We start from the raw sequence: 21,077 nt of genomic DNA, 5'->3' as shown, positions 1-21,077 counted from the left end.
CCGGGTGGGCGTCGCTGGCGCGCGGGCTGGCCGCCTCGTTCGGGCAGGGCCGGCCGGAGGCCGAGCTGTTCGAACGCGCCGCGGCCACGGCCGGGACCCTGGGCCTGGCCGCCGCCCGCGACCTGCTCGCCGGCCAGGCCACCGGCCGGGAGGAGCTGGCGCAGGCCGCCCGCGGGAGGTCGGCGTTCGCCCAGGCGCGGGCGTACGCGCCGCCGCCCGTCCTGCCGCCCAGGGACGAGGGCGACATCGTCACCCTGCTGCACGTCCCGGGCCGGTCGTCGGGGCCGGTGCAGTTCGGGCCGGGGATCGGCACGCAGGAGCAGCGGCCGGAGACGACGGCCGAGCGGATCTGGCGGGCCGGGCGCGACCAGGCCGCCACCGAGCACCGTCCCGGCGTCAGGCTGGCCAAGGCCTCGCGGGCGCGGCGGCGGCGCACGATCACCTCCGCGGCCCTCTTCGCGGTGATCATGGCGGGGGCGGTCCTGGCCTGGTTCCACGTGGGGAAGACGCCGGAGCTGGCGGTCGAGTCGATCGACGTGGTGGCGCCGAAGAAGACCCAGGGCTGCGACAAGGCCGTCCTGATCACCGGGACGGTCGTCACCAACGGGGCTCCTGGCGAGATCACCTACGAGTGGCGCAAGAACCTGGACAAGGAGGTCGTCAAGGGGACGCTGCGCACGAAGGCGGACCAGACGAGGTACGAGGTGCCGCTCCGGTGGACGCTCCAGGGCAGGAGCAACGTCAAGGCCACCGCCACGCTGCGGATCCTGACGCCCGGCCCGGTCCGCAGCGACAAGGCGAGCTTCACGTACAAGTGCTGATGCCCTCGCGACAATGCATATCAATGAGGTTCTTACTAATCTGGCGAACATGACCACGCAGACCCCCGCGGGCTGGTACCCGGACCCGTACGGAGAGCCCCAGCTCCGCTGGTGGGACGGCGCCCAGTGGACCGACGCCCTCCATGCGCAGCAGCCCGGGCCGGGCGGACCCCCGCAGCAGCCCTCCGGGCCGCAGCCGCAGCCCCCGTCGCAGCCCCAGCCCCAGTCACAGCACCAGTCACAGCCCCCGTCGCAACTCCAGCCGCAGCCCCAGTCGAGCCCCGACTGGTCGGCGACGCCCGCGAACCCCACGCTCCAGTTCGGCCAGCCGACGTACGGTCAGGGGACCTACGGCCAGCCCGCGGCGCCCACCCAGTGGGGCGGCCCGCCCCTGCCCGGCGTGACCTACGGCCCGCCGCCCAAGCAGTCCAACCCGCTGCCCTGGGTGTTCGGGGGGCTGGCGGCCCTGGTGGTGGTCGCGCTGATCGTGGTGGCCGGCATCTTCTTCGTCAACCGGAGCACCAGCCCGACGTCGTCGCTGCCGACACCGGCCGACACGTTCGAGCAGGAGGACCCGCCGAGCCAGGAGCCCCCGTCCAACGAGCCGCCCTCCCAGGGCGCCACCGAGCTGCCCCAGCCGGTCGGCGGCCGCGTCACCGACCCGCAGGCCGGCCTGTCCTTCCAGGTGCCCGACAGCTGGACGGTGCCCAAGTCCGCCGAGGTCAACGGCCCCAACCCGAACCCGACCCAGCAGGTGTGGTCGGGCGGGGTGCAGGCCGTCTCGCAGGAGAAGTACGACGGCGAGGGCGACTGGATCGGCAACATCTACACGGGCCTGCTCAACGAGCTCTATCCCTATTCCGGCGCCTCCGGCATGGGCGACACGGCCAAGGCGGTCTTCGTCGACTTCTCCACCAAGTTCTACCAGGTCGCTCACGAGACCAAAGTGGTGGAGGACAAGGCGATGAAGATCGGTGACAAGGACGCCTGGGTGCTGCAGTTCCAGCTCGACTTCTCCAAGGTCTCCGAGGAGAAGGGCTACAAATGGAAGAAGGAGAACGGCGCGATCGTGCTCATGGACCGTGGCGACGGGCAGCGGCCGGCCATCATGTACGCCTCCGTTCCCGACAACCTGGGCACCGACGTGCTGGCCAAGGTTCTCGGCTCGCTCAAGCCCGCCTAATCAGTGGCACTAGGCTGGTGGGGTAACAAGCGGGCGGATTGCTCCGAGCCGCTGGGCGAGGAGATCGAATGAGTGACTTGCTGGTCTGGATCGACTGCGAGATGACCGGGCTCGACCTGGGTCGCGACGCGCTGATCGAGGTGGCGTGCGTCATCACCGACAGCGAGCTCAATCAGCTGGACGAGGGCGTCGACGTGGTCATCAAGCCGCCGCCGGAGTCGCTGGAGCAGATGTCGCAGGTCGTACGCGAGATGCACACCGCCTCGGGGCTCCTGCCCGAGCTGGCGGGCGGTGTGACGCTGGCGGAGGCCGAGTCGGTCGTGCTCGACTACATCCGGCGGCACGTCCCCGAGCCGAAGAAGGCGCCGCTGTGCGGCAACTCGATCGGCACCGACCGCACGTTCATCGCGCGCGACATGCCCGGGGTCGATGGTTATCTGCACTACCGGATGGTCGACGTCTCGTCGATCAAGGAGCTGGTGCGCCGCTGGTACCCCCGCGTCTACTTCGCGGCACCCGAGAAGCAGGGCGGACACCGGGCTCTGGCGGACATCACGGAGAGCATCAGGGAGCTTCGCTACTACCGCGCGGCGATCTTCGTCGCCCAGCCGGGGCCCGATTCGGCGACCGCGAGATCCCTGGCTGAGCGTGTCAGCGGCTAAAGGAGTGGCGTAAAGACTCCCGAACCCCGCTACACTTTTCCTGTGCCACCACGCAGTGGTGGCCATGGTGGGTGTAGCTCAGTTGGCAGAGCGCCAGGTTGTGGTCCTGGATGTCGAGGGTTCAAGTCCCTTCACTCACCCCAACGAGGCACGGCCGGTCCTTCGGGGCCGGCCGTTGTCGTTTTCTCCCAACAACGGCCCCAAATCATGACATTGCGAGTTATGCTCGCTGTCTACCGCTAACGCCGGAAGCACGGGGGCCATCGGCGATCTGACCGTCTGCGCGCCACCCGGAGGCCGGATGAGAGTCGACGACGCAGCGTTCGATAGCGTGTTCACGTCCCTGAGCAAGCGTGAAGCCGAGGTCATGGACCTGATCGCCACCGGTCAGTCCAACGGGCAGATCGCTCAACGGCTGTTCCTCAGCGAGAAGACGGTCAAGAACCACGTCAATCGCATCTACGCCAAGCTAGGGGTGGACTCCCGGGTCACCGCCATCGGCCTGTGGCGGTCCCGCCAGGAGTAGCCCGCTTTCCGCGACCCCGTCACGAGCGACCCGCCTCCCGATCCGGCGGGCCGCCTACAGGCCTGAGCCGCCGGTTCCGTGAGCGCATTCAGGGGCAGACCCCATGGCATGGTTCAGAGACCGCGAGTCGTGGTGGTGGGCGGCGGATTCGCCGGGCTGGCCGCCACCAAGGAGTTGGCCAAGGCCGGAGCGCTGGTGACGCTCATCGACCGCAACCCGTACGCGACTTTCCAACCCCTCCTCTACCAGGTGGCCACCGCCAGCATGGGCAGCGCGGACGTGTCGTACCCGATCCGCACGTTCGCCGCCAGGTGGCCCAACGTGCGGGCGCGCCGGGCCGCGCTGAGCAAGATCCTGCCGGGCGAGCGGCGGGTGGAGCTCGACGACGGCAGCGGGATCGAGTACGACTATCTCGTGCTGGGCACCGGCGTCACCACCAACTGGCTCGGCATCGAGGGCGCGCAGGAGAACGCGCTGCCCATCTACTCGCTCGCCGACGCGGCGGCGCTGCGCCGCCGGTTCCAGGACTACCTGGAGGACACCGCGGCGGGCCGCCGCGAGAGTGTGCACGTCGTGGTGGTCGGCGCGGGCGCGACCGGGGTCGAGATGGCGGGCACGCTGGCCGAGCTGCGGCGGCGCACGCTGCCGCTGACGCATCCCGAGATCAAGCCGGAGCAGACCAGCGTGACGCTGGTGGAGCGGTTCGACTACGTGCTGGCGCCGTACAAGCCGCGGCTGCGCGACAGGGCGGCGGCTGCGCTGCGCAAGAGAGGGGTGAACCTGCGGCTGGGCGCCACGGTGGCGTCCGTCGAGCCGGACGCCGTGGTGCTGTCCGACGGCACGCGGCTGCCGTCCGACGTGACCGTGTGGGCGCTCGGCGTCACCGCGCCCAAGCAGGTGGGCGACTGGGGCCTGCCGCAGGGCAAGGGCGGGCGGATCACGGTCACGCAGGCGCTGAACGTACCGGACCATCCCGAGATCTTCGTGGCGGGCGACCTGGCGGGGCCGCCCGACCCGCTCCCCCAGCTCGCCCAGCCGGCGATCCAGATGGGCGAGCACGTGGGCCGGCAGATCGTCGCGGTGCACCGGGGGCGGTCACCGGCGGCGTTCAAGTATCACGATCCGGGCATCATGGCCACCGTCGGCAAGGCGGAGGCCGTGTTGCAGCTGTCCAACGGGTTGATCATGTACGGGCTGCCCGCCTGGCTGGCGTGGATCTTCATCCACGTGGCGTACCTGCTGGGCGGGCGCAACCGCATGACCGTTCTGCTGAACTTCTTCTGGCGCTACTTCGGGCCGCGCCGCGCGGCCACCAGCGTCACGCAGTAAGAGCCGCCGACAGGGCCCGGAGGCCGTGGTCGACGTCGGCCTCCGGGATGTTCAGCGCGGGCCTCAGGCGGACAGAACGGGGCCCGCAGGGCAGCACCAGCACCCCGTGCTCCTCCCTGAGACGGGTCACCAGCGCGTCGCGCTCGGCCTGGTCGGGCAGGTCGAACGCGCACATGAGGCCCCGGCCGCGGACGTTCGAGATCGACTCGGGGCGCTCGGCCTCCAGCTTGGTGAGGCTTTCGAGCAGCACGTTGCCGAGGGCGCCGGCGCGGGCGATCAGGCCGTCGCGTTCGACGATCTCCAGGATGCCCCGGCTGCGCACCATGTCCACCAGACCGCCGCCCCAGGTCGAGTTGATCCGGCCGCTCTGCCGGAACACGTTGTCCGGCACCAGGTCCACCCGGCGGCCCGCCATGATGCCACCCACCTGCACCTTCTTCGCGAAGGCCACCACGTCCGGAGCGAGACCCAGCTGCTGGTACGCCCACGGCGTCCCGGTCGTCCCGCCACCCGTCTGAACCTCGTCAAGGATGAACAGGGCGTCGTACTCGTGGCACATGTGCTGCATGGCCTGCAGGAACTCGGGCCGCATGTGGTTGTCGCCACCCTCGCCCTGGATGGGCTCGGCGATGAAGCAGGCGATGTCGTGCGGATTCCGCTCAAACGCCTCACGGGCCTGGGCCAGCGCGCGCTCCTCGGCGGCCTCCACGTCTCCGAAGTGGATGGCGGGCACGTCGATCCGCGGCCAGTCGAACTTGGGGAAGCGGTCGGTCTTGCCCGGCTCGGTGTTGGTGAGGCTCAGGGTGTAGCCGCTGCGGCCGTGGAAGGCCTTGGCCAGGTGCAGAACCTTGGTGCCCAGGTCACGCGAGCGTCCGGCGGCCTCGTTGCGGCGGCTCTTCCAGTCGAAGGCGGTCTTGAGCGCGTTCTCGACGGCCAGGGCGCCACCCTCGACGAAGAACAGGTGCGGCAGGTCGGGGTCGCCCAGCACGCGGACGAAGGTGTCGACGAAGTCCGCCAGATGCTCGGTGTAGATGTCGGGGTTCGCCGGTTTGTTCCGGGCGACCTGGCCGAGCAGGAGGGCGAAGTCGGGGTCGAAGGGCGGGTTCACCCCGAGCGGGGCCGAGGCGAAGAACGTGTAGAAGTCGAGGTAGCGGCGGCCGTTTCGGGCGTCGACGAGCCAGGAGCCGCGGCTGAGCTCGAGATCGAGCACGAGCCGGTATCCGTCGACGAGCAGGTGGCGGGCGAGGCGGGCGTGTACGTCCATGGAGACTCCACGTGCGTCGGTCTGACCGGATGTTCCTCTTGAGGAACACGGGCATCTACGCAAAATTTACGGCATACCTACCCCGCGAGTGAAGTTCTTCACGCGGAACGACAGAGCGATCATGGCGATGCCGTGCAGGATCGCGAAGATTCCGACCAGCCAGACGAGGCTGAGCAGTCCCGCGGCCGGCCAGATGAGCAGCAGGATGCCGAAGATCAGCGACAGGATGCCGCCGACGATGAGCATCCATTCGTTGTCGATGGCCTTGCGGAGTTTGATGCCGGCGATGATCTCCGAAACGCCCGCGAAGATGGCCCAGAAGGCCACGACGTAGAGCAGTGCCAGCGACGTGATGCCCGGCCAGATAAATGTCGCGATACCGGCCAATATCCCGATAATTCCCGAGATGATCAGCCAAGCTCGCGACTCGGCCCCGTGCCGGAACCCGGCGATCAGCTCAGCCACGCCGCCGACCAGCGCGTACGCACCGAAGAAGATCACGAGCACGAGCAGCGTGATCGCCGGCCAGATGAGCGCCAGGATGCCGAAGATCAGCGAGGCGAGGCCGCGTATGAGTAGAAGCCACCACGACCGTGTGATATCTCCCATGCTGGTCTGATTTCCAGGTAATGCCCGAAATCAGACCAGTGTGGAGTCAAATGTCGGTGATCCGCACTCCAACGGTGCCGGTGCTCCCCCTGCGGAGCCTGCTGCCGAGCAGCGTGATCCGCCCCATGAGGCCGTACTTGCGCCGCAGCAGCCCGCGCACCCGCTCGGTCTCCGCCGCGTCCAGCACCACGGCCCGGCCCTTGACCGGCTCGGTCTTCACCTTGCCCCGCACGTCGCAGCCGGCCACGCTGACCTCGGGGTTGTTCCGGATCCGCTTGATCTTGCCGGAGTCGGCGACGGTCCAGAAGACCACCGCGTCACCGTCCTGCACGGCCCACACCGGGGTCGCGACGGGCGTGCCGTCCCTCCGGTACGTGGTCACCGAGATGTACTGCTCTGCCCCAAGGTTCATCACACGTGCGAATAAACCACAATCGACACCGCGATGTACTGGACCAGGTACGCCGCCAGGGTGAAGGCGTGGAACACCTCGTGGAAGCCGAACCAGCGGGGCGACGGGTCCGGGCGGCGCAGGCCGTACACGACGGCCCCGGCCGAGTAGAAGACGCCTCCGACGGCCACCAGCACGACGGCGGCCACGCCCGCGCCCTCCAGCAACTGCGGCATCACGAAGATCGCGGTCCAGCCCAGCGCCAGGTAGAGGACGGTGTAGAGCCAGCGCGGCGCGCCCATCCAGAACACCCGGAACAGCACCCCGGCCAGCGCGCCGCCCCAGATCACGGAGAGCACCGCGATCCTCGCCACCCCGTCCAGCGCGAGCAGGGCGAAAGGCGTGTACGTGCCGGCGATGATCAAATAGATGTTGGCATGGTCGAACCGGCGCAGGAACTCCGCCAGCCGCGGCCCCATCGTGCCCCGGTGATAGGTCGCCGAGATCCCGAACAACAGACCGGACGTGATGGCGTAAACGGCGGAGGCCACTCGCGCCTGCAAGGTCGGGCCGAGCGCCACGAGCACGAACCCCGCGACCAGCGTCACGGGCAGCGCCCCGGTGTGCAACCAGCCTCGCAGCCTGGGCTTGACGGTGATGGTCGTCATGAAACCTACGGTACCGTAGGTTAGGGTCGCCTTCTCACCGACCCCAAGGTGCTCGCAGTCAGGGGCTGGGGGCCTTTGAGGGAAAAGGCGGAGGTGTCCGCCGGAGGTGGCCTTTCGCAGCTCAGAGGCCGTTGAAGAAACGCGCGGCGATGGGGACGGCGGCCTGCCGGCCGGAGCCGCCGTGCCGTACGAAGACGCAGAAGGCCAGGTCGTCCCGGTAGCCGATGAACCACGCGTGCGACAGTTCCTCGTCCGGCACCTCGGCCGTCCCCGTCTTGCCCGCCACGCCCGCCGGCAGCCCCATGTCGCTCGCCGTGCCGTGATCGACCACGGCGGCCATCATGTCCCTGAGCGAGGCCACGATCCCCTCGTCCATCCGCACGTCCTTGTGCGGGATGCCGTCGATCCGGCGCACCTCCGCGTCCGACAGCAACCGGGGCGAGCGCCAGGTGCCGCTCTGCACGGCGGCGGCGAGCGCGGCCATGCACAGCGGCGTCGCGACCACCTGGCCCTGGCCGATCGCGTCGAGGCCGAACATGTCGGGATCGTCGGTTTCCTGCATGGCCCCGCAGGTGCCGCCGATGCCGGTCGCGATCTGCCGGCTGAACCCCCACTCGTCCGCCGTCTCACGCAGCTGGTCCGCGGTGAGCCTGGTCGTGGCCTGCTCGACGAACGTCGTGTTGCACGAGTACGCGTACGCGTCGGTGAAGCTGATGAGCCCGCGGTCCACCTCGCCGTCGTTCTTGAAGGGCGCGTGGAACGGGATGGTGTACGTGCCGGGGCACCGGACCTCCGCCGCCGGGTCGAGCCCGCTCCCGAGCAGCGCCGCCGCCGTGATCGTCTTGAAGACGGACCCCGGGGGGAAGACGTCCTGGACCGCGCTGTAGTTGTTCTTGAGCCGGTCGGCCAGCGCCAGGATCTCGCCGGTGCTCGGCCGGATGACGACGATCGCGGAGTCGTCAACCCCGTCCAGCGCCCTGGCGGCCGCCGCCTGCACGGGCCGCGACAGCGTGGTGCGCTCGACGTCCGCCTTGGGCAGGCGGGTCAGCAGCTGCCTGGCGGGCTGCCCCGGCGCCTTCGACACCAGTTCCCAGCCGCGGGACGACGACCCGAACTCGGGTTTGAGCTGATTGAGATAGGCGTCCGCGTAGCTGTCGTTGGGGATCCGCTCTCCCTCGCTGGTGACCAGCTCGGTCACCGACGCGTCGACCTCGTCCAGCTCCAGCGTGCCGCCATCCTTGAGCAGGGGGTGCAGCGTCTCGGGGGCCCACAGCACCTTCCAGGCCCGGTCCCGCACGCCGAGCCGCAACGTGCTGTCGAACGGCCACGCCCCGAGGTCGGCGAGCTGCCGCACCCCGGCGAACGGCACCTCGGCGGCCCCCTCCCCCGTGCTCTTCAACCGCCCGGGGGTCAGCCGGATGGACTCGATGTGCAGCTCCTCCGTCAGCCGGTGATGCCGGACGGCGAAGTCGGCCGGCGGCTGGTACACCAGGCGCGCCATGCGCGACACGTCACCCTTGCGCCAGGCGTCGAAGTAGTCCGCGGCGGTCTGGGACGCGCTCCCCTTGACCCGGTTCGACGCCGCGACTGCGAACGCACCCGCCCCAACTACCGCGACAAGTGCGATAACGAGCACAATCAGCCTTCGTCGTCGCATACGGTTTCTCCCAGGAGGGGATCAGCGTGGCACGAGGACAACGGGAACCGATGCCCGGCGTGTATCCGGTGACGTTCGGCGAGGTCGAGCTTCTCCGCGATCTGGACAGGCAGGACGGCTGGGTGCTGTCCAAAGATGGTGTACCTCAGTCGTATGTTGATCTTCAAGACCCGACATTTCTGGAATTTGAGTATGTACGACTCATGGCGGATGTGATCGACCTTTTGTCGGAAGGGCCGCTGAGCTGCGTACACGTGGGCGGCGGCGCCTGCACCATCCCCCGCTACGTCGCCTCCACCCGCCCCGGTTCCCGCCACATCGTCATCGAGCCGGACGGCCTCCTCGTCAATCTGGTACGCGAGCAGCTGGACCTGCGTTCGGTGCCCCGCCTGAAGGTCATCGTGGCCGGGGGCCGCGAGGGCACCGCCAAGGTGTGGGACGACTCGGCGGACCTGGTGGTGCTGGACGCCTTCACGGGGGCGACGATGCCCGTCGACCTGGCCACGACCGAGTACATGGGCGACATCGCCAGGATCCTCCGCCCGGACGGGACCCTCCTGATCAACCTGGCCGACGGCAAGGGCCTGGCCTTCGCCAGGCGCCTGCTCGCCACGGTGACCGGCACGTTCGGCCACGTGGCCCTGCTGGCGGAGCCGGGCATCATGCGGGGCCGCCGCTTCGGCAACCTGATCGTGGCCGCGTCCCGTACGGGCCTGCCGCTGGACCTCCTGACGCGGCGCGCGGCGGGCGGGCTGACGCAGGCGAGATGCGTGCACGGCGAGGCGCTGACGAACTTCATCGCCGGCGCCGCCCCCATCAAGGACGGCGACCCGGTCCTCGCCCCCGTCCCCCCGCCCGCCGTCTTCGGCTGACCGGCCCGATCCTCCCCGAGTCGAGGCCTCTTCCCCGCGCGTTCAAAAAGTGATATCACTTTGATAGCAGACAAAGTCAGTCAGAAAAGGGGACGGGCGATGACAGACACATCGTTCGAAGGGACCGTCGTGGACATGCCGGCGCCGCACACCAGCGAGCACCCCGTCCGGGCGGCCAACGGATTCGTGCTGCTGGGGGTCGGGGTGGTGCTGATCCTGGGCGGGGCGGCGTTACTCGCGCTGGGGATCATCGTGCTCGCCGGCGGGGCCGGGCAGTCCGGCGCGTGGCTGGTGGTGGCGGCCCCCCTCGTGGTCCTGGTGGGCGCGACGCTGTGCTGCGGGCTCACCGCCGTGGCGCCCGGCGAGGCCAGGGTGGTGCAGTTGCTCGGCCGGTACGTCGGCACTCTGCGGACGCCGGGCTTCCAGTGGGTCAACCCGTTCACCCTGCGGCGGCGGGTGTCCACGAGGATCCGCAACCACGAGACCGAGGTGACGAAGGTCAACGACGCGGACGGCAACCCGATCCAGATCGCGACCGTGGTGGTCTGGCAGGTGCAGGACACGGCGCAGGCGGTGTTCGAGGTGGATGACTTCGTGGAGTTCGTCGCGATCCAGGCGGAGACGGCCGTGCGGCACATCGCGGGCAGCTATCCGTACGACGCGCACGGCGAGCCGCGGCTGTCGCTGCGGGACAACGCCGACGAGATCAACGAGCGGCTGTCCGCGGAGATCGGCGCCAGGGTGGCCTCGGCCGGGGTGAAGGTCATCGAGTCGCGCATCATCCACCTGGCGTACGCGCCGGAGATCGCCCACGCGATGCTCCGCCGCCAGCAGGCGGGCGCGGTGGTGGCGGCCAGGCAGCGGATCGTCGAGGGGGCGGTCGGCATGGTCGAGATGGCGCTGGCCAGGCTCGCCGAGCACGACGTGGTGGAGCTCGACGAGGAGCGCAAGGCGGCCATGGTCAGCAACCTGCTCGTGGTGCTGGTCGGCGACCGCGACACCCAGCCGGTGGTCAACACCGGCACGCTCTACCAGTAATCGCCGTGGAGCGGAAGAAGATCCTGCTGCGGCTCGACCCGGTGGTCCACGACGCGCTGGCGAAGTGGGCCGCCGACGACCTGCGCAGCACGAACTCGCAGATCGAGTTCCTGTTGCGCAAGGCCCTCTCGGAGGCCGGTCGCCTGCCCGACAGCGTGGGGCGCATGCGCCCCCGCGGGCGCCCGCGCAAGGCCCCGGAGCCGGAAGAAGTCCTGGAAGGAGGGGAGACGGCGGATGGAACCGCGGACGACGACACAGCAGGGTGAGTCCCCGCCGAGGTCGGTTTTCCTGCTGGCCTTCGACCTCCGCAAGGAACGGCCGACCAACCGCCGCCGGCTGGGCTGCCTCCTGCGCGCGGCGGCGCTCGCCGAGCTCATGACGAGCGGCAGCCTGGCGGACGAGTCGGGCAAGGCGCGGGCGGTCACCGCTCCCGCCGCCCCCGGCCGGCTGCAGGCGGCCGTCTGGGAGCAGATCGCCGGCTCTCCGCCCCGGTCGTGGGGGAGCTGGATCCGCAAGGACCACGCGGAGGCGTACCGGCTGGTCCGCGACGAGCTGGAGGCCGCCCGGCTGGTCCGGGTGGAGCGCCACCGGGTTCTGCTGTTCCCGGTCGAACGGGTCAGGCCACGCAAGCCACACCTCTCGCGCAGGCTCGTCGAGCGCGTCGCCCGCGCGGTCCACGGCGGCCGGCCCGTCAGCCGGCTGAGCCCGGACGTCCGCGTCCTGGCCGCGCTGGCCGCGGCGGCCCAGCTCAAGACGGTCCTGCCCGGCCGGGAGTGGCGCCGCCACCAGTACAGGGTGGAGCAGCTGTCGGCACCCATCGAGCCGATCACCACGGCGCTGCGGAAGAACCTGCAGGCCGCCGAGAGCGCCGGTTGAGTGGCATTTTATGGAAGTACGTAATAAAGTATGGCTTCATTATGAAGCTAGAACATGATGACACCGGATTGCTCTACGATCCCAACGCCAGAGCCGCCATGAGCCGGCTCGCCGGCGACGACACCCTCACCTTCGAAGCCGCCGCCGCCGTCCGCACCGCCTTCCAGGCCATCGAGCGCATGCGCGCCCACGGCAGCGAGGGCCGCGGGCTCAGCTCCGGGGCGATGGACCTGCTGTTGCGGCTGAGTGACGCGGACGACGACGGCGTCAGCATCGGCGAGCTGGCCCAGTCGGCGGGCGTGAGTTCGAGGAACGCCACCGGCCTCGTCGACACCCTTGAGAAGGACGGGCTGGTGCAGCGGGTCCAGGACCGGCGCGACCGGCGGTCGGTGCTGGCCCGGATCACCCCCGAGGGGCGGGCCTGGATCGAGGCGTTCAGGAGGCCGTCGCAGCTCGCCATGGCGGCGATCTTCCGCGGGTTCTCCCCCGAGGAGCTGACGTCGCTGCGCCACCTGTGCCTGCGGCTGGCCGACAACCAGCAGCGGCTGGCCGAGCACCTGGCCGCCCAGGAGGCCCGATGAGCGCGCGCGAGGTCGTCAAGGCCTATCACGACGCCCGTTTCCGGGGCGCGGTCGAGGAGGCGGCGGCGCTGGTCGGCGAGCCGTTCTCGTTCAGGAGCCCGTTCATCTCCTCCGCCGACCCGGCCGGGCACCTGGCGGGGCTGGAAGGCTTCCTGCGGGTGGTGACGGAGGTGGAGATGATCAGCGAGCTGTACGGGGAGTCGGAGGCGACGCTGGTCTACGACGTGCACACGGCGACGCCGGCCGGGATCCAGCGCACGGCCGAGCACTTCCGGCTCCGCGACGGGAAGATCAGCACGATCATGCTGATCTTCGACGCGGCCCCGTGGCAGCCGATGGCGGCCTCGATCAGGTGACGGGGGCGGCGGCCGCCGTCTGCCGCCATATCCTGCCGTCCCTGACGACCAGGGTGCCGTACGTGGTGACGCGGTTCCCGGCGATCGTCATCAGGGCGTTGTAGAAGATCACGTCGTCGGTCGTCCGCACCGAGACGATCTCGTCCACCTTGGGCTCCGCCGAGAGGTACGCGGTGAACAGGTCCCTGATCTCGGCGGGGCCCCGGGCGACGCGGTCGAAGCGGATGACCGTGGCGTCGTCGTGATACTGGCCCAGCAGCGCCTCCAGGTCACGGTCGGCGATGGCGGCCAATTGGCGGTCGAACAGGTCCTTGGCGGTCATGCGGCACCTTCCGGCTGGGGGCGGAACAGGTCGTACGCCACCTGCGCCGCCGCGTACAGGATGATCAGGGGCAGCGCGGCGGCCACGGGAAGCGCCGAGGTGGCGAGCGTGAGCGCCGCCGCGCCGAGGCGGATGGCGCCCGCCCGCCGGTCGGACGAGCACAGGTGCTGCAGGCCGAGCACGGCGAGCACCACGGCGGCGGGCAGCCCGAAGGACCAGCTCGACGAGGACGGGTCCATGATCGCGTGTTCGATCCCGATCCCGAACGCCACCAGTCCCAGCGAAAGCGGCAGATGCGAGTAGACCCACACCTGTCCGGCCAGCCGGGTACGCAGCACGACGGACTCGTCGGTGTGGCCGAAGTACAGCCACCAGAAGCCCATCGCGATCGCCACCCCGGCCAGGGCGATCAGCAGCGTGCCCGGCGTCACGTCGTGGCCCTTCAGCCCGAGGACGACCGCCGCCACGACCTCGCCCAGGACGATCACCACGAACAGGCCGAAGCGCTCCGGCAGGTGCTCGGACTGCGGCGGCAGCTTGCCCTGGGCCCGCCGGGTCAGCAGGGGCGTGACGAGGTCGATCGCGAGGGCGACGGCCCAGAACGCGTAACGCTGGGGCGGGTCGACGGCGAGCGAGGCCAGCCAGATGAGCACCGCGACCGTGAACCCGATGGCGTAGCGGGTCGTCAGGGGCCTGGCCTCGGGCACGTGGCGACCGGCGCGGACGTAGGCCACGATCAGCAGCACTCTGACCACCGCATACGCGATGGCGAAAAGTCCGGAACGCTGCTCGATGTCGCTCACGCTCGCCGCCATGGTCGCCACGGCCAGGATCTGCGGCAGCGCGAGCAACCGGTGGCTGACGTCGTCGGTGTCGAACCTGTTGGCGTAGAAGACGTAGCCCAGCCAGGCCCACCAGATCGGTACGAACAGGCCCACGAAGGCCGGCAGGCTCGTGGGGAGCACATCGGCCAGTTCGGCCACGGCGACGACGAAGACGAGGTCGTACAGGAGCTCCAGCCAGGTCGCCCTGCGGTGCACGTCTTCGAACAGCCGTAATCTGGGTGGCTGCCACTGGGTCACAACTACACCTTCCGTTATGTAATTGTGTAATTATGCCCGTGGCTGGGTGGTTACGACACCTTTTTAAGGGTCAGGCAGGCCACGCGGTCCCCCGCCGTACCGACCTCCGGACCCGAGGTCTTGGTGGCCTTGGCGTGGATGACGAGCGAGCCGGGCAGCTTGGCCGGGTCGAGGACCCAGTCGTTGCGGGCGGACGAGCGGCCCGCGCCCTCACCGTTGGTGGTGAAGTCGAGCCAGACCTCGCTGGCCGGGCTGATCTCGCCGGCCTTGTGCTGGTAGTGCGGCCCCGCCTCGTCGGGCTTCTTCCCGCAGGGCTTGACGTGCAGGTGGGCGCCGTAGTGGCGGTTGGGGAGCAGGCCCTCGACGACGAGGGTGGTGCGGGTCTGGCCGTCGGCCGACTCGACGTGGGCGCTGCCCTGGGCGCCCTGCGGGACCAGCTTGCGGTCGTAGACGATGGCGGCGGTGTCGGCGGCGGTGAACTCCCCCTCGCCGGACAGCCTGATCGCCGCGCTCGTGGCCCCCTCGCTGGGCCCCTCGCTGGGGCCCATGGCCTGCTGGAGCGGGGCGGGCGGGCCCGCGCAGGCTGCGGTGAGCATGATGAGCAAGAGTGCGGGCACGCGCATGAAACCCTCCATGGTTCGAGCCCCTTCGACAGGAGGGCTCCGGGAGGGCACCCACTCTAACGAGTAATCGAACTACTACGGTGAGTATTCAGCGGTTAGGCGCCGTGTTTCGCCGCGATGTCATCGATGACGGCCGCCAGCGTGAAGTCGAGGTCGGTGAGCCCGCCCGCGTCGTGGGTGGTGAGGACCAGGTGGAGAGTACGCCAGCGGATGTCGATGTCGGGGTGGTGGTTGAGCTCCTCGGCCTTGACCGCGATCTCGTCGACGATGCGGATGGCCGTGGGGAAGTCGGGCGCCTCGATCGTGCGCCGGATCTCGTCGCCCTCGCGCCGCCATTCGGGCAGGTTCTCGCTCATGGCGCCACGTTACTTCAGCGCCCCCGAGCCGAGCCCGGACTGGATCTGGCGTTGGAAGATGATGTAGACGACCATGACCGGCAGGATCGTCATGCTCAGCGCGGCGAACAGGCCCGGCCAGTCCGCCTCGTATCCGGCCAGGGTGGAGATCTTGGCGATGCCCTGGGTGAGGACCCATTTGTCCGGGTCCCCGGCCAGGAGCACGAGGGGCAGCAGATACTGGTTCCACTGGCCGAGGACGTTGAAGATGGTGATGCTGATCAGGCCGGGCCGGGCCATGGGCACCATGATCTGGAAGAACGTCCGGGTGTGCGAGGCGCCGTCGATCATCGCCGCCTCGGCGACGGTCTCCGGCAGCGTCCGGAAGAACGCCGCCAGGAAGAAGACGGTGAAGGGCAGGGAATAGGCGATGTAAACGAGAATGAGCCCGACGTGGGAGTTCAGCAGGCCCAACTGCTTGACGACGAAGAAGAGCGGCCCCAGGGCCAGGAACACCGGAAACGCCAGCCCGGCCACGAAGTAGTAGTAGATCAGCCTGCTGCCGATGAAGGTGTAGCGGGCCAGCACGTACGCCGCCATCGACCCGAACAACATCGTCCCCGCCGTGCCGAAGAAGACGACGACCATGGTGTTGAGCATGTACTGCCCGATGTGCGCCTTGTCCCAGGCCCGGCCCCACGAGTCCAGCCGCAGCGCCCCCGGGAGTTGCAGCGGGTCGCCGAAGATCTCGGTGTTGTTCTTGAACGACGCCAGGAACGTCCACAGCAGCGGCAGGATGATCAGTAACGCCCAGACGGCCAGCGCCACGTGCGAGAGCCCGTTGAGCACGCCGGGCCGCGGCCGGTTTCTGGCCATCTAGAGCTCAACCCTTTCACGCCTGGTCGTCCGCAGTGTCAGCACGGCGAAGGTCACGGTGAGGAAGAACAGCGCCACGCCCATCGCGGAGGCGTATCCGACCTTGTTGTAGGCGAAAGCCGTTTTGTAGATGGTGACCGGGAGAATGGTCGTGGCGCCGTCCGGCTCGCCTTTGTCGCCGGCCAGCACCTGCACCAACGCGAATCCGTCGAAGGCCGCGATCCCCAGGTAGATCCAGCCGACCTGGATGGTGTCGCGCAGCAGCGGCAGCGTTATCGCGAAGAACAGCCGGACGCGTCCGGCGCCGTCCAGCGCGGCGGCCTCGAAATAGTCCTTGGGAATGGCCGCCATGCCCGCCGAGAACAGCACCACGTAAAAGCCGACGCCCTGCCAGATCATCACCGCGATGATCGACCAGAGGGCGAGGTCGGGCTCGGTGAGCCAGCCGACGGGCTCGGCGCCGAACCTGGCCAGCACGCCGTTGATGACGCCGTCCGCGTCGGGGCGGTAGACCGCCTGGAAGAGCACGCCCACCACGGCGACGGCCAGGACCTGGGGGAAGAAGAAGACCACCCGGTAGAACTTCGACCCCCAGACCCCTCTCATGCCCGCGCCGCGCGTGCCGCCGCCCAGGTTCAGCAGGAACGACAGGAACAGCGCGATGACGATCGTCGCGATCGGCAGCACGAGCAGCATGATCCCGTGGTTGCGCAGGGCCTGCCAGAACACCTCGTCGTCGAACAGCCGGCCGAAGTTGTCCAGCCCCACGTACCGCACGATCGAGCTGTATCCGTTCCAGCTCGTCAGGGAGAGCTGGAACGCCTGGACATAGGGGCTGATGACGAAGACCGAATAGAGCGCCAGGGGGACGGCGAGGAATCCGGCGACGAACCCGTACTTGCGCAGCCGCTCCATCTGCTCACTGGCTCCGCGTCTGCTTGGCGACCGCGTCGTCCTTCTTGATCTCGTCGGCCTTCTTCTGCATGTTCGCGCAGAACCGCTCCGGGGTGATGCGCCCGGCCATGACCACGTTGATCTGCTGGGTGCCGTAGTCGAACAGCTCCTTGTACCAGCCCTCGAAACGCGCGTCGGTGATGATGTTCTGGCCGGCCGCGTCCTGGGCCTTGGCGGCGCTCATCAGTCCGGCGGGCAGGTCGAGTCCGGCGGCGGCGCCGTTCACCACGGTGAGGTTCTCGGTCTTCTCCGTGAATCCGCGCGCGCCGTCCTTGGACAGCATGATGCGCAGGTATTCGAGGCCGCCCTGCGGATTCTTGCCCTTGGCCGCGACGACGAAGTTCTCGCCGACGCCGACCTGGATGGCGCCGTACGGCATCTTGTCGGCGGCGGTGACGTCGGGAATGGGGGCGATGGCGTATTCGAAGTCGTCGGGCTTGTCCTTGGCCATCTCGTTCTCGACCCAGGAGCCCACGGGGTAGAAGAGCAGCTTGTTCTGGAGCTGCTTGACCTGGGTCTGGGTGTGGTCGAGGCCGAAGTACGCTTTGTCGCCATATTTCGCCTGGATGTCCACCCAGGCCGTGACTGCCTGCTTCATCGGCTCGGCGTTCCAGGCGTTGTCGACCAGGTTGTCGATGTCGATGATGACCTGGTTCCCGCCGATCTTGGCGGCCGTGTAGAGGACGTTCCAGAGCTGGTAGTACGGGCCTTTCTGCCCCGGGTACGCGAAGAGCAGGATGCCTTCCTGCTTGGCCGTGTCCCCCAGCGCCGTGAACTCGGCCCACGTCCTCGGCAGCGACCACCCCTTGGACGCGAACAGCTTGGCGTTGTACCAGAGCGCGCGGTGGGAGACCGTGTAGTTCAGGACGAGGTCCTTGCCGTTGATCTTGGCGTTGTCGATCACGGCGGGGGTGACGGTGTCGCGGATCTTCTTGGCCGGGTCGTCGATCGACGGGGCGTCGAAGAGCACGGTCAGGTCGGCGAGGTGGTTCTCGGCGGCCAGCGCGGCCAGGTCCATCGAGTCGGGGCCGGAGTTGTTGAGCACGTCGGGCACGTCGCCGCCGGCGAAGCGCGGGCGTAACTGGGTGCCGATCTGCTGGGTGGCGTTGTGCTTGATCGACACGCCGGGGAACTCCTTCTTGTAGAGCTCCTCGTGCAGGTTCTTGGCGTACGCGTCGCCGTACCCGCCGCTGAAGATGACCACCTCCAGCGGCTTCTTGGGGTCGACGCCGAACGGGTTCTTGGTGTCGGCGGAGGCGGTGATGCTGGGGGCGGCCGACGGCTCGCCGCCCGTGCCGGCCGTGGCGCAGGCGCTCAGGAGGCCCGCACCGGGGCCGGCGACGAACGCGGTCATACCGAGGCGGCGCAGCAGCTGACGCCGAGTGATCTCGCCCGGATGGGTCATGGGGGCTCCTGAATTAGGAAAGTTTCCTAAACGTTTGCCCGAACGTACGAACGGCCACCGACACGCGTCAAGGGGGCGCAATCGAGACGTGACCTTGCCGTGATCGCCTTGCCTGAACAGATGCCAGCATCGTGGACGGGGGCGAGCACGGCAAGGTCTCGTTCAGTTCTTCCACCACGTCCTGTAGGCGCTCTCGACGGTCCAGTCGTCCTTGATGTACGCGCCGTCCACGTGGTACCCGCTGCCGCTGCCGTCGGCGTTTGTCCACATCACCACATACGTGGCCTTCAGTCCGCCCGGAGCCCTGTCGGCGCCGGTGCGGCGAGAGGGCCCACGGCGGCACCCGGCGCAACGCGTACGGCGCATGGGCGGCGAGCGCTCCGACGACGCGAGGGGGCGGGGTGGCAAGGGGGCCGGGTGGAGGTTAGGTGGATTGGGTGCGGTGGGTGAGGATTTCGGTTATGTGGTTCTCGGCCCACGCCGCCACCGCCGAGATCGGCTCGTGCAGCGAGCGCCCCAGGGACGTCAACTCGTACTCCACCCGCGGCGGCACCTCCGCGAACACCTCCCGCGTCACCAGCCCGTCCGCCTCCATGGCCCGCAACGTCTGCGTCAGCACCTTGGGGGTGACCCCGCCGATCCGCCCGCGGAGGGCGGTGAAGCGCATGGGGCCGTGGACGAGACTGAGGAGTACCAGCACCGACCATTTATCGCCGATCCGATCCAGAACCACCCGGGTCGGGCAGTTAGGGTCGAAGACATCGCCAGTATCCATAAGGTACTTATAGCACGATGAAGTAACCAGTATCCGATGGATACTCTGGCGCACATGAAGATCCTGCTCTTTGGCGCGACCGGCATGATCGGCCAGCGCATAGCCGCCGAGCTCGCGAATCGCGGCAACCAGGTGACCGCCGTCAGCCGCAAGGGCCCCGTCAAGGGTGACGTCCACGACGCCGCCACCCTGGCCAAGGACTACGACGCCGTCGTCTCCGCCATCGCCCCGCCCCGCGACGGCACCGAGCCCGAGCCGCCGTTCCTGGACGCCAACCGCGCGCTCATCGAGGGCGTGCGCGCCGCCGGCGTACGCAGGCTGATCGTCGTGGGCGGCGCCGGCAGTCTCCAGATCGCGCCGGGACAGGACCTCGTCGACACGCCCGACTTCCCGGAGGTCTACAAAAAGGAGTCCAAGGCCCAGAGGTCGGCCCTCGGCCTCTACCGGGAGGTCGAGGACCTGGACTGGACGTACATCTCACCGGCCGCGGAGATCGCGCCGGGCGAGCGCACCGGCGTCTACCGCATCGGCGGCGACACGCTGCTCGCCGATCCCGAGGGCCGCAGCTTCATCTCGGCCGAGGACTACGCGGTCGCCGTCGCGGACGAGCTGGAGAACGGCGCCCACCCGCGCAAGCGCATCACCGTGGCCTACTGAGCCGCCTCCTCCGGGAGCAGCGCCTTCTCGTCGGGCTTGTGGACGAGCACGTTGTCCACGTACGACTTCACGGCCGCGGCCAGCCCCACGTCCGCGCCCGTCTCCTCGGACAGGTACCAGCGGTGGTCGAGTATCTCGTGGAAGAGCTGCGCGGGCTCGAGCTTGCCGCGCAGCTCCGCGGGGATGGCCTCGACCGTCGGCTGGAAGATCTCCGCCAGCCACCGGTGCGCCACGATGGCCTCGTCCTCGTGCCGCAGCCCCTTGGCCACCCGGAACCCGTCGAGGTCGTTGAGCAGCCGCCGCGCCTGGTTCTCCTCCACGTCGAGCCCGGTCAGCCGGAGCAGCCGCCGCTGGTGGTGGCCGGAGTCCACGACCTTGGGCCGTACGATGAGCCGCCCGGTGCCGACCTTGCGCCGCACCATCATCTCGGCCACGTCGAAGCCGAGCAGGTTCAGCCGGCGGATCCGCTGCTCCACGCGGTGCCAGTCGACCTCCTCGATGATCTCGCTCTGGGTGATCTCGTCCCACAGGCGGTGGTAGCGGGTGACGATGTCCTCGGCGGTCTCCATGGGGTCGATGGACGGATGCAGCAGCCCGCCGGCCTCCAGGTCGAGCATCTCGCCGAAGATGTTCGTGTGCGCGGTGTCGATGTCGGCCAGCCGCTGCCCCTCGCTGATCATCGGATGCATCTCGCCGGTCTCGGCGTCCACCAGGTACGCGGCGAAGGCCCCGGCGTCCCGGCGGAACAGCGTGTTGGACAGCGAGCAGTCGCCCCAGTAGAACCCGTTCAGGTGCAGTCGCACTAACAGCACGGCCAGCGCGTCCAGCAGGCGGGTGAGCGTGTCGGGCCGCAGCGTGCCCGACATGACGGCGCGGTACGGCAGCGAGAACTGCAGGTGCCGGGTGATCAGCGCCGCGTCCAGCCCTTCCTCGCGGCCGGTGACGTAGGCGACGGGCTCCACGGCGGGCGCGTCGAGGCGGGCCAGGTCCCACAGCAGCTGGTATTCGCGCTTGGCGTACCGTTCGCTGATCTCCTTGATCGCGTACACCTTGCCGGACAGCCGCGCGAACCGCACCACGTGCCGTGATATGCCGCGCGGCAGATCGACGAGATGGTACTGCGGCCAATCTTGGAGGGGGACCTCCCAAGGGAGGCGGATCAGGTCAGGGTCGCCTAGCGCGCCAGTGATCTGCAGGGGCATTTCCACAGGATAT

General features: G+C 69.0%; 26 protein-coding genes and 1 tRNA gene. 13 read left to right on the top strand and 14 right to left on the bottom strand.

Annotated features, from left to right (window positions below):
• From ACWDX9_RS30315 to ACWDX9_RS30290, 6 genes are all read left to right on the top strand, one after another.
• Nucleotides 1-821, top strand: an 821-nt coding sequence (locus ACWDX9_RS30315) for a hypothetical protein (protein WP_449959792.1), incomplete at its 5' end; no start/stop codon positions are given.
• Nucleotides 822-870: 49 nt separating this feature from the next.
• Entirely contained in the window at nt 871-2,004 is a 1,134-nt protein-coding gene (locus tag ACWDX9_RS30310) for a DUF2510 domain-containing protein (protein WP_449959790.1), read from the top strand.
• A gap of 68 nt (nt 2,005-2,072) precedes the next feature.
• Entirely contained in the window at nt 2,073-2,666 is a 594-nt protein-coding gene (orn, locus tag ACWDX9_RS30305; RefSeq protein ID WP_449959788.1) for an oligoribonuclease, read from the top strand.
• 67 nt (nt 2,667-2,733) lie between these two features.
• Nucleotides 2,734-2,809: transfer RNA gene (locus tag ACWDX9_RS30300), tRNA-His, on the top strand.
• Nucleotides 2,810-2,997: 188 nt separating this feature from the next.
• Nucleotides 2,998-3,192 (top strand): helix-turn-helix domain-containing protein, encoded by a 195-nt coding sequence (locus ACWDX9_RS30295; RefSeq protein WP_235030925.1) that lies wholly within the window; start codon nt 2,998-3,000, stop codon nt 3,190-3,192.
• Between the two features lie 108 nt (nt 3,193-3,300).
• Nucleotides 3,301-4,521 (top strand): NAD(P)/FAD-dependent oxidoreductase, encoded by a 1,221-nt coding sequence (locus tag ACWDX9_RS30290; RefSeq protein WP_449959786.1) that lies wholly within the window; start codon nt 3,301-3,303, stop codon nt 4,519-4,521.
• Here ACWDX9_RS30290 and lat read toward each other — a convergent pair.
• The 5 genes from lat to ACWDX9_RS30265 all read right to left on the bottom strand — a co-directional run bounded on the left by lat (nt 4,511) and on the right by ACWDX9_RS30265 (nt 9,089).
• Entirely contained in the window at nt 4,511-5,785 is a 1,275-nt protein-coding gene (gene lat / locus ACWDX9_RS30285) for an L-lysine 6-transaminase (RefSeq protein ID WP_363981759.1), read from the bottom strand. The genes ACWDX9_RS30290 and lat overlap by 11 nt on opposite strands.
• A gap of 66 nt (nt 5,786-5,851) precedes the next feature.
• Nucleotides 5,852-6,394 (bottom strand): HdeD family acid-resistance protein, encoded by a 543-nt coding sequence (locus tag ACWDX9_RS30280; RefSeq protein ID WP_449959784.1) that lies wholly within the window; start codon nt 6,392-6,394, stop codon nt 5,852-5,854.
• A 46-nt stretch (nt 6,395-6,440) separates the two neighbouring features.
• The gene (locus tag ACWDX9_RS30275) at nt 6,441-6,806 is read right to left on the bottom strand and encodes a PPOX class F420-dependent oxidoreductase (protein ID WP_449959782.1); all 366 of its coding nucleotides are present in this window, start codon (nt 6,804-6,806) and stop codon (nt 6,441-6,443) included.
• Entirely contained in the window at nt 6,806-7,453 is a 648-nt protein-coding gene (trhA, locus tag ACWDX9_RS30270) for a PAQR family membrane homeostasis protein TrhA (RefSeq protein ID WP_364248083.1), read from the bottom strand. Before trhA ends, ACWDX9_RS30275 begins: the two co-directional genes overlap by 1 nt.
• A 121-nt stretch (nt 7,454-7,574) precedes the next feature.
• Entirely contained in the window at nt 7,575-9,089 is a 1,515-nt protein-coding gene (locus ACWDX9_RS30265) for a penicillin-binding transpeptidase domain-containing protein (RefSeq protein WP_449959779.1), read from the bottom strand.
• A 71-nt stretch (nt 9,090-9,160) separates the two neighbouring features.
• Here ACWDX9_RS30265 and ACWDX9_RS30260 point away from each other — a divergent pair, with 71 nt between their 5' ends.
• The 6 genes from ACWDX9_RS30260 to ACWDX9_RS30235 all read left to right on the top strand — a co-directional run bounded on the left by ACWDX9_RS30260 (nt 9,161) and on the right by ACWDX9_RS30235 (nt 12,833).
• The gene (locus tag ACWDX9_RS30260; RefSeq protein ID WP_363981744.1) at nt 9,161-9,982 is read left to right on the top strand and encodes a spermidine synthase; all 822 of its coding nucleotides are present in this window, start codon (nt 9,161-9,163) and stop codon (nt 9,980-9,982) included.
• Nucleotides 9,983-10,081: 99 nt separating this feature from the next.
• On the top strand, nt 10,082-11,020 hold the full coding sequence (locus ACWDX9_RS30255) for an SPFH domain-containing protein (protein ID WP_350728177.1): 939 nt from the start codon (nt 10,082-10,084) through the stop codon (nt 11,018-11,020).
• A 5-nt stretch (nt 11,021-11,025) separates the two neighbouring features.
• A complete protein-coding gene (locus ACWDX9_RS30250) occupies nt 11,026-11,286 on the top strand; it encodes a hypothetical protein (protein WP_449959777.1) in 261 nt (86 codons plus the stop codon).
• Nucleotides 11,255-11,896, top strand: coding sequence for a GOLPH3/VPS74 family protein (locus tag ACWDX9_RS30245; RefSeq protein WP_449959775.1), 642 nt, complete (start codon nt 11,255-11,257; stop codon nt 11,894-11,896). Before ACWDX9_RS30250 ends, ACWDX9_RS30245 begins: the two co-directional genes overlap by 32 nt.
• Nucleotides 11,897-11,937: 41 nt before the next feature.
• On the top strand, nt 11,938-12,477 hold the full coding sequence (locus ACWDX9_RS30240; protein ID WP_449959773.1) for a MarR family winged helix-turn-helix transcriptional regulator: 540 nt from the start codon (nt 11,938-11,940) through the stop codon (nt 12,475-12,477).
• On the top strand, nt 12,474-12,833 hold the full coding sequence (locus ACWDX9_RS30235; RefSeq protein WP_449959771.1) for a hypothetical protein: 360 nt from the start codon (nt 12,474-12,476) through the stop codon (nt 12,831-12,833). The genes ACWDX9_RS30240 and ACWDX9_RS30235 overlap by 4 nt, the downstream gene beginning before the upstream one ends.
• Here ACWDX9_RS30235 and ACWDX9_RS30230 read toward each other — a convergent pair.
• From ACWDX9_RS30230 to ACWDX9_RS30195, 8 genes are all read right to left on the bottom strand, one after another.
• Nucleotides 12,826-13,155 carry a nuclear transport factor 2 family protein gene (locus tag ACWDX9_RS30230; RefSeq protein ID WP_449959769.1) on the bottom strand — a complete coding sequence of 110 codons (330 nt, stop codon included), beginning with the start codon at nt 13,153-13,155 and terminating at the stop codon, nt 12,826-12,828. The genes ACWDX9_RS30235 and ACWDX9_RS30230 overlap by 8 nt on opposite strands.
• The gene (locus ACWDX9_RS30225; RefSeq protein WP_449959767.1) at nt 13,152-14,237 is read right to left on the bottom strand and encodes a low temperature requirement protein A; all 1,086 of its coding nucleotides are present in this window, start codon (nt 14,235-14,237) and stop codon (nt 13,152-13,154) included. The genes ACWDX9_RS30230 and ACWDX9_RS30225 overlap by 4 nt, the downstream gene beginning before the upstream one ends.
• Before the next feature lie 50 nt (nt 14,238-14,287).
• Nucleotides 14,288-14,860 carry a superoxide dismutase family protein gene (locus ACWDX9_RS30220; protein WP_449959766.1) on the bottom strand — a complete coding sequence of 191 codons (573 nt, stop codon included), beginning with the start codon at nt 14,858-14,860 and terminating at the stop codon, nt 14,288-14,290.
• A gap of 95 nt (nt 14,861-14,955) precedes the next feature.
• Entirely contained in the window at nt 14,956-15,216 is a 261-nt protein-coding gene (locus ACWDX9_RS30215; protein ID WP_185067795.1) for a 4a-hydroxytetrahydrobiopterin dehydratase, read from the bottom strand.
• Nucleotides 15,217-15,225: 9 nt separating this feature from the next.
• Nucleotides 15,226-16,071, bottom strand: a complete 846-nt coding sequence (locus tag ACWDX9_RS30210) for a carbohydrate ABC transporter permease (RefSeq protein ID WP_449959764.1) — start codon at nt 16,069-16,071, stop codon at nt 15,226-15,228.
• Nucleotides 16,072-16,986, bottom strand: a complete 915-nt coding sequence (locus ACWDX9_RS30205; protein ID WP_449959762.1) for a carbohydrate ABC transporter permease — start codon at nt 16,984-16,986, stop codon at nt 16,072-16,074.
• 4 nt (nt 16,987-16,990) lie between these two features.
• Nucleotides 16,991-18,430: an N-acetylglucosamine/diacetylchitobiose ABC transporter substrate-binding protein gene (gene ngcE, locus ACWDX9_RS30200; RefSeq protein ID WP_449959760.1), complete on the bottom strand. Its 1,440-nt coding sequence runs from the start codon at nt 18,428-18,430 to the stop codon at nt 16,991-16,993.
• A gap of 424 nt (nt 18,431-18,854) precedes the next feature.
• A complete protein-coding gene (locus ACWDX9_RS30195; protein ID WP_449959758.1) occupies nt 18,855-19,205 on the bottom strand; it encodes a winged helix-turn-helix transcriptional regulator in 351 nt (116 codons plus the stop codon).
• Nucleotides 19,206-19,259: 54 nt separating this feature from the next.
• Here ACWDX9_RS30195 and ACWDX9_RS30190 point away from each other — a divergent pair, with 54 nt between their 5' ends.
• Nucleotides 19,260-19,862 (top strand): NAD(P)-dependent oxidoreductase, encoded by a 603-nt coding sequence (locus ACWDX9_RS30190; RefSeq protein ID WP_449959756.1) that lies wholly within the window; start codon nt 19,260-19,262, stop codon nt 19,860-19,862.
• On the opposite strand, the gene ACWDX9_RS30185 is transcribed toward ACWDX9_RS30190, so the two are convergent.
• A complete protein-coding gene (locus ACWDX9_RS30185) occupies nt 19,856-21,064 on the bottom strand; it encodes a DUF4032 domain-containing protein (protein WP_363981711.1) in 1,209 nt (402 codons plus the stop codon). The two genes, ACWDX9_RS30190 and ACWDX9_RS30185, sit on opposite strands and share 7 nt — an antisense overlap.
• Nucleotides 21,065-21,077 lie beyond the last annotated feature (13 nt).

The organism is Nonomuraea sp. NPDC003201 (assembly GCF_053590415.1).
Note: the sequence above shows the minus strand (reverse complement) of the source record. Positions and strands in the feature narration are given on the sequence as shown.

Excerpts from the sequence above, each read along its gene's own strand:
- ACWDX9_RS30310 (WP_449959790.1), top strand. The coding sequence starts at position 871 with ATGACCACGCAGACCCCCGCGGGCTGGTACCCGGACCCGTACGGAGAG.
- orn (WP_449959788.1), top strand. The coding sequence starts at position 2,073 with ATGAGTGACTTGCTGGTCTGGATCGACTGCGAGATGACCGGGCTCGAC.
- ACWDX9_RS30290 (WP_449959786.1), top strand. The coding sequence starts at position 3,301 with ATGGTTCAGAGACCGCGAGTCGTGGTGGTGGGCGGCGGATTCGCCGGG.
- lat (WP_363981759.1), bottom strand. The coding sequence starts at position 5,785 with ATGGACGTACACGCCCGCCTCGCCCGCCACCTGCTCGTCGACGGATAC.
- ACWDX9_RS30280 (WP_449959784.1), bottom strand. The coding sequence starts at position 6,394 with ATGGGAGATATCACACGGTCGTGGTGGCTTCTACTCATACGCGGCCTC.
- ACWDX9_RS30275 (WP_449959782.1), bottom strand. The coding sequence starts at position 6,806 with ATGAACCTTGGGGCAGAGCAGTACATCTCGGTGACCACGTACCGGAGG.
- trhA (WP_364248083.1), bottom strand. The coding sequence starts at position 7,453 with ATGACGACCATCACCGTCAAGCCCAGGCTGCGAGGCTGGTTGCACACC.
- ACWDX9_RS30260 (WP_363981744.1), top strand. The coding sequence starts at position 9,161 with ATGCCCGGCGTGTATCCGGTGACGTTCGGCGAGGTCGAGCTTCTCCGC.
- ACWDX9_RS30255 (WP_350728177.1), top strand. The coding sequence starts at position 10,082 with ATGACAGACACATCGTTCGAAGGGACCGTCGTGGACATGCCGGCGCCG.
- ACWDX9_RS30245 (WP_449959775.1), top strand. The coding sequence starts at position 11,255 with ATGGAACCGCGGACGACGACACAGCAGGGTGAGTCCCCGCCGAGGTCG.
- ACWDX9_RS30240 (WP_449959773.1), top strand. The coding sequence starts at position 11,938 with ATGAAGCTAGAACATGATGACACCGGATTGCTCTACGATCCCAACGCC.
- ACWDX9_RS30235 (WP_449959771.1), top strand. The coding sequence starts at position 12,474 with ATGAGCGCGCGCGAGGTCGTCAAGGCCTATCACGACGCCCGTTTCCGG.
- ACWDX9_RS30230 (WP_449959769.1), bottom strand. The coding sequence starts at position 13,155 with ATGACCGCCAAGGACCTGTTCGACCGCCAATTGGCCGCCATCGCCGAC.
- ACWDX9_RS30220 (WP_449959766.1), bottom strand. The coding sequence starts at position 14,860 with ATGCGCGTGCCCGCACTCTTGCTCATCATGCTCACCGCAGCCTGCGCG.
- ACWDX9_RS30215 (WP_185067795.1), bottom strand. The coding sequence starts at position 15,216 with ATGAGCGAGAACCTGCCCGAATGGCGGCGCGAGGGCGACGAGATCCGG.
- ACWDX9_RS30210 (WP_449959764.1), bottom strand. The coding sequence starts at position 16,071 with ATGGCCAGAAACCGGCCGCGGCCCGGCGTGCTCAACGGGCTCTCGCAC.
- ACWDX9_RS30205 (WP_449959762.1), bottom strand. The coding sequence starts at position 16,986 with ATGGAGCGGCTGCGCAAGTACGGGTTCGTCGCCGGATTCCTCGCCGTC.
- ngcE (WP_449959760.1), bottom strand. The coding sequence starts at position 18,430 with ATGACCCATCCGGGCGAGATCACTCGGCGTCAGCTGCTGCGCCGCCTC.
- ACWDX9_RS30195 (WP_449959758.1), bottom strand. The coding sequence starts at position 19,205 with ATGGATACTGGCGATGTCTTCGACCCTAACTGCCCGACCCGGGTGGTT.
- ACWDX9_RS30190 (WP_449959756.1), top strand. The coding sequence starts at position 19,260 with ATGAAGATCCTGCTCTTTGGCGCGACCGGCATGATCGGCCAGCGCATA.
- ACWDX9_RS30185 (WP_363981711.1), bottom strand. The coding sequence starts at position 21,064 with ATGCCCCTGCAGATCACTGGCGCGCTAGGCGACCCTGACCTGATCCGC.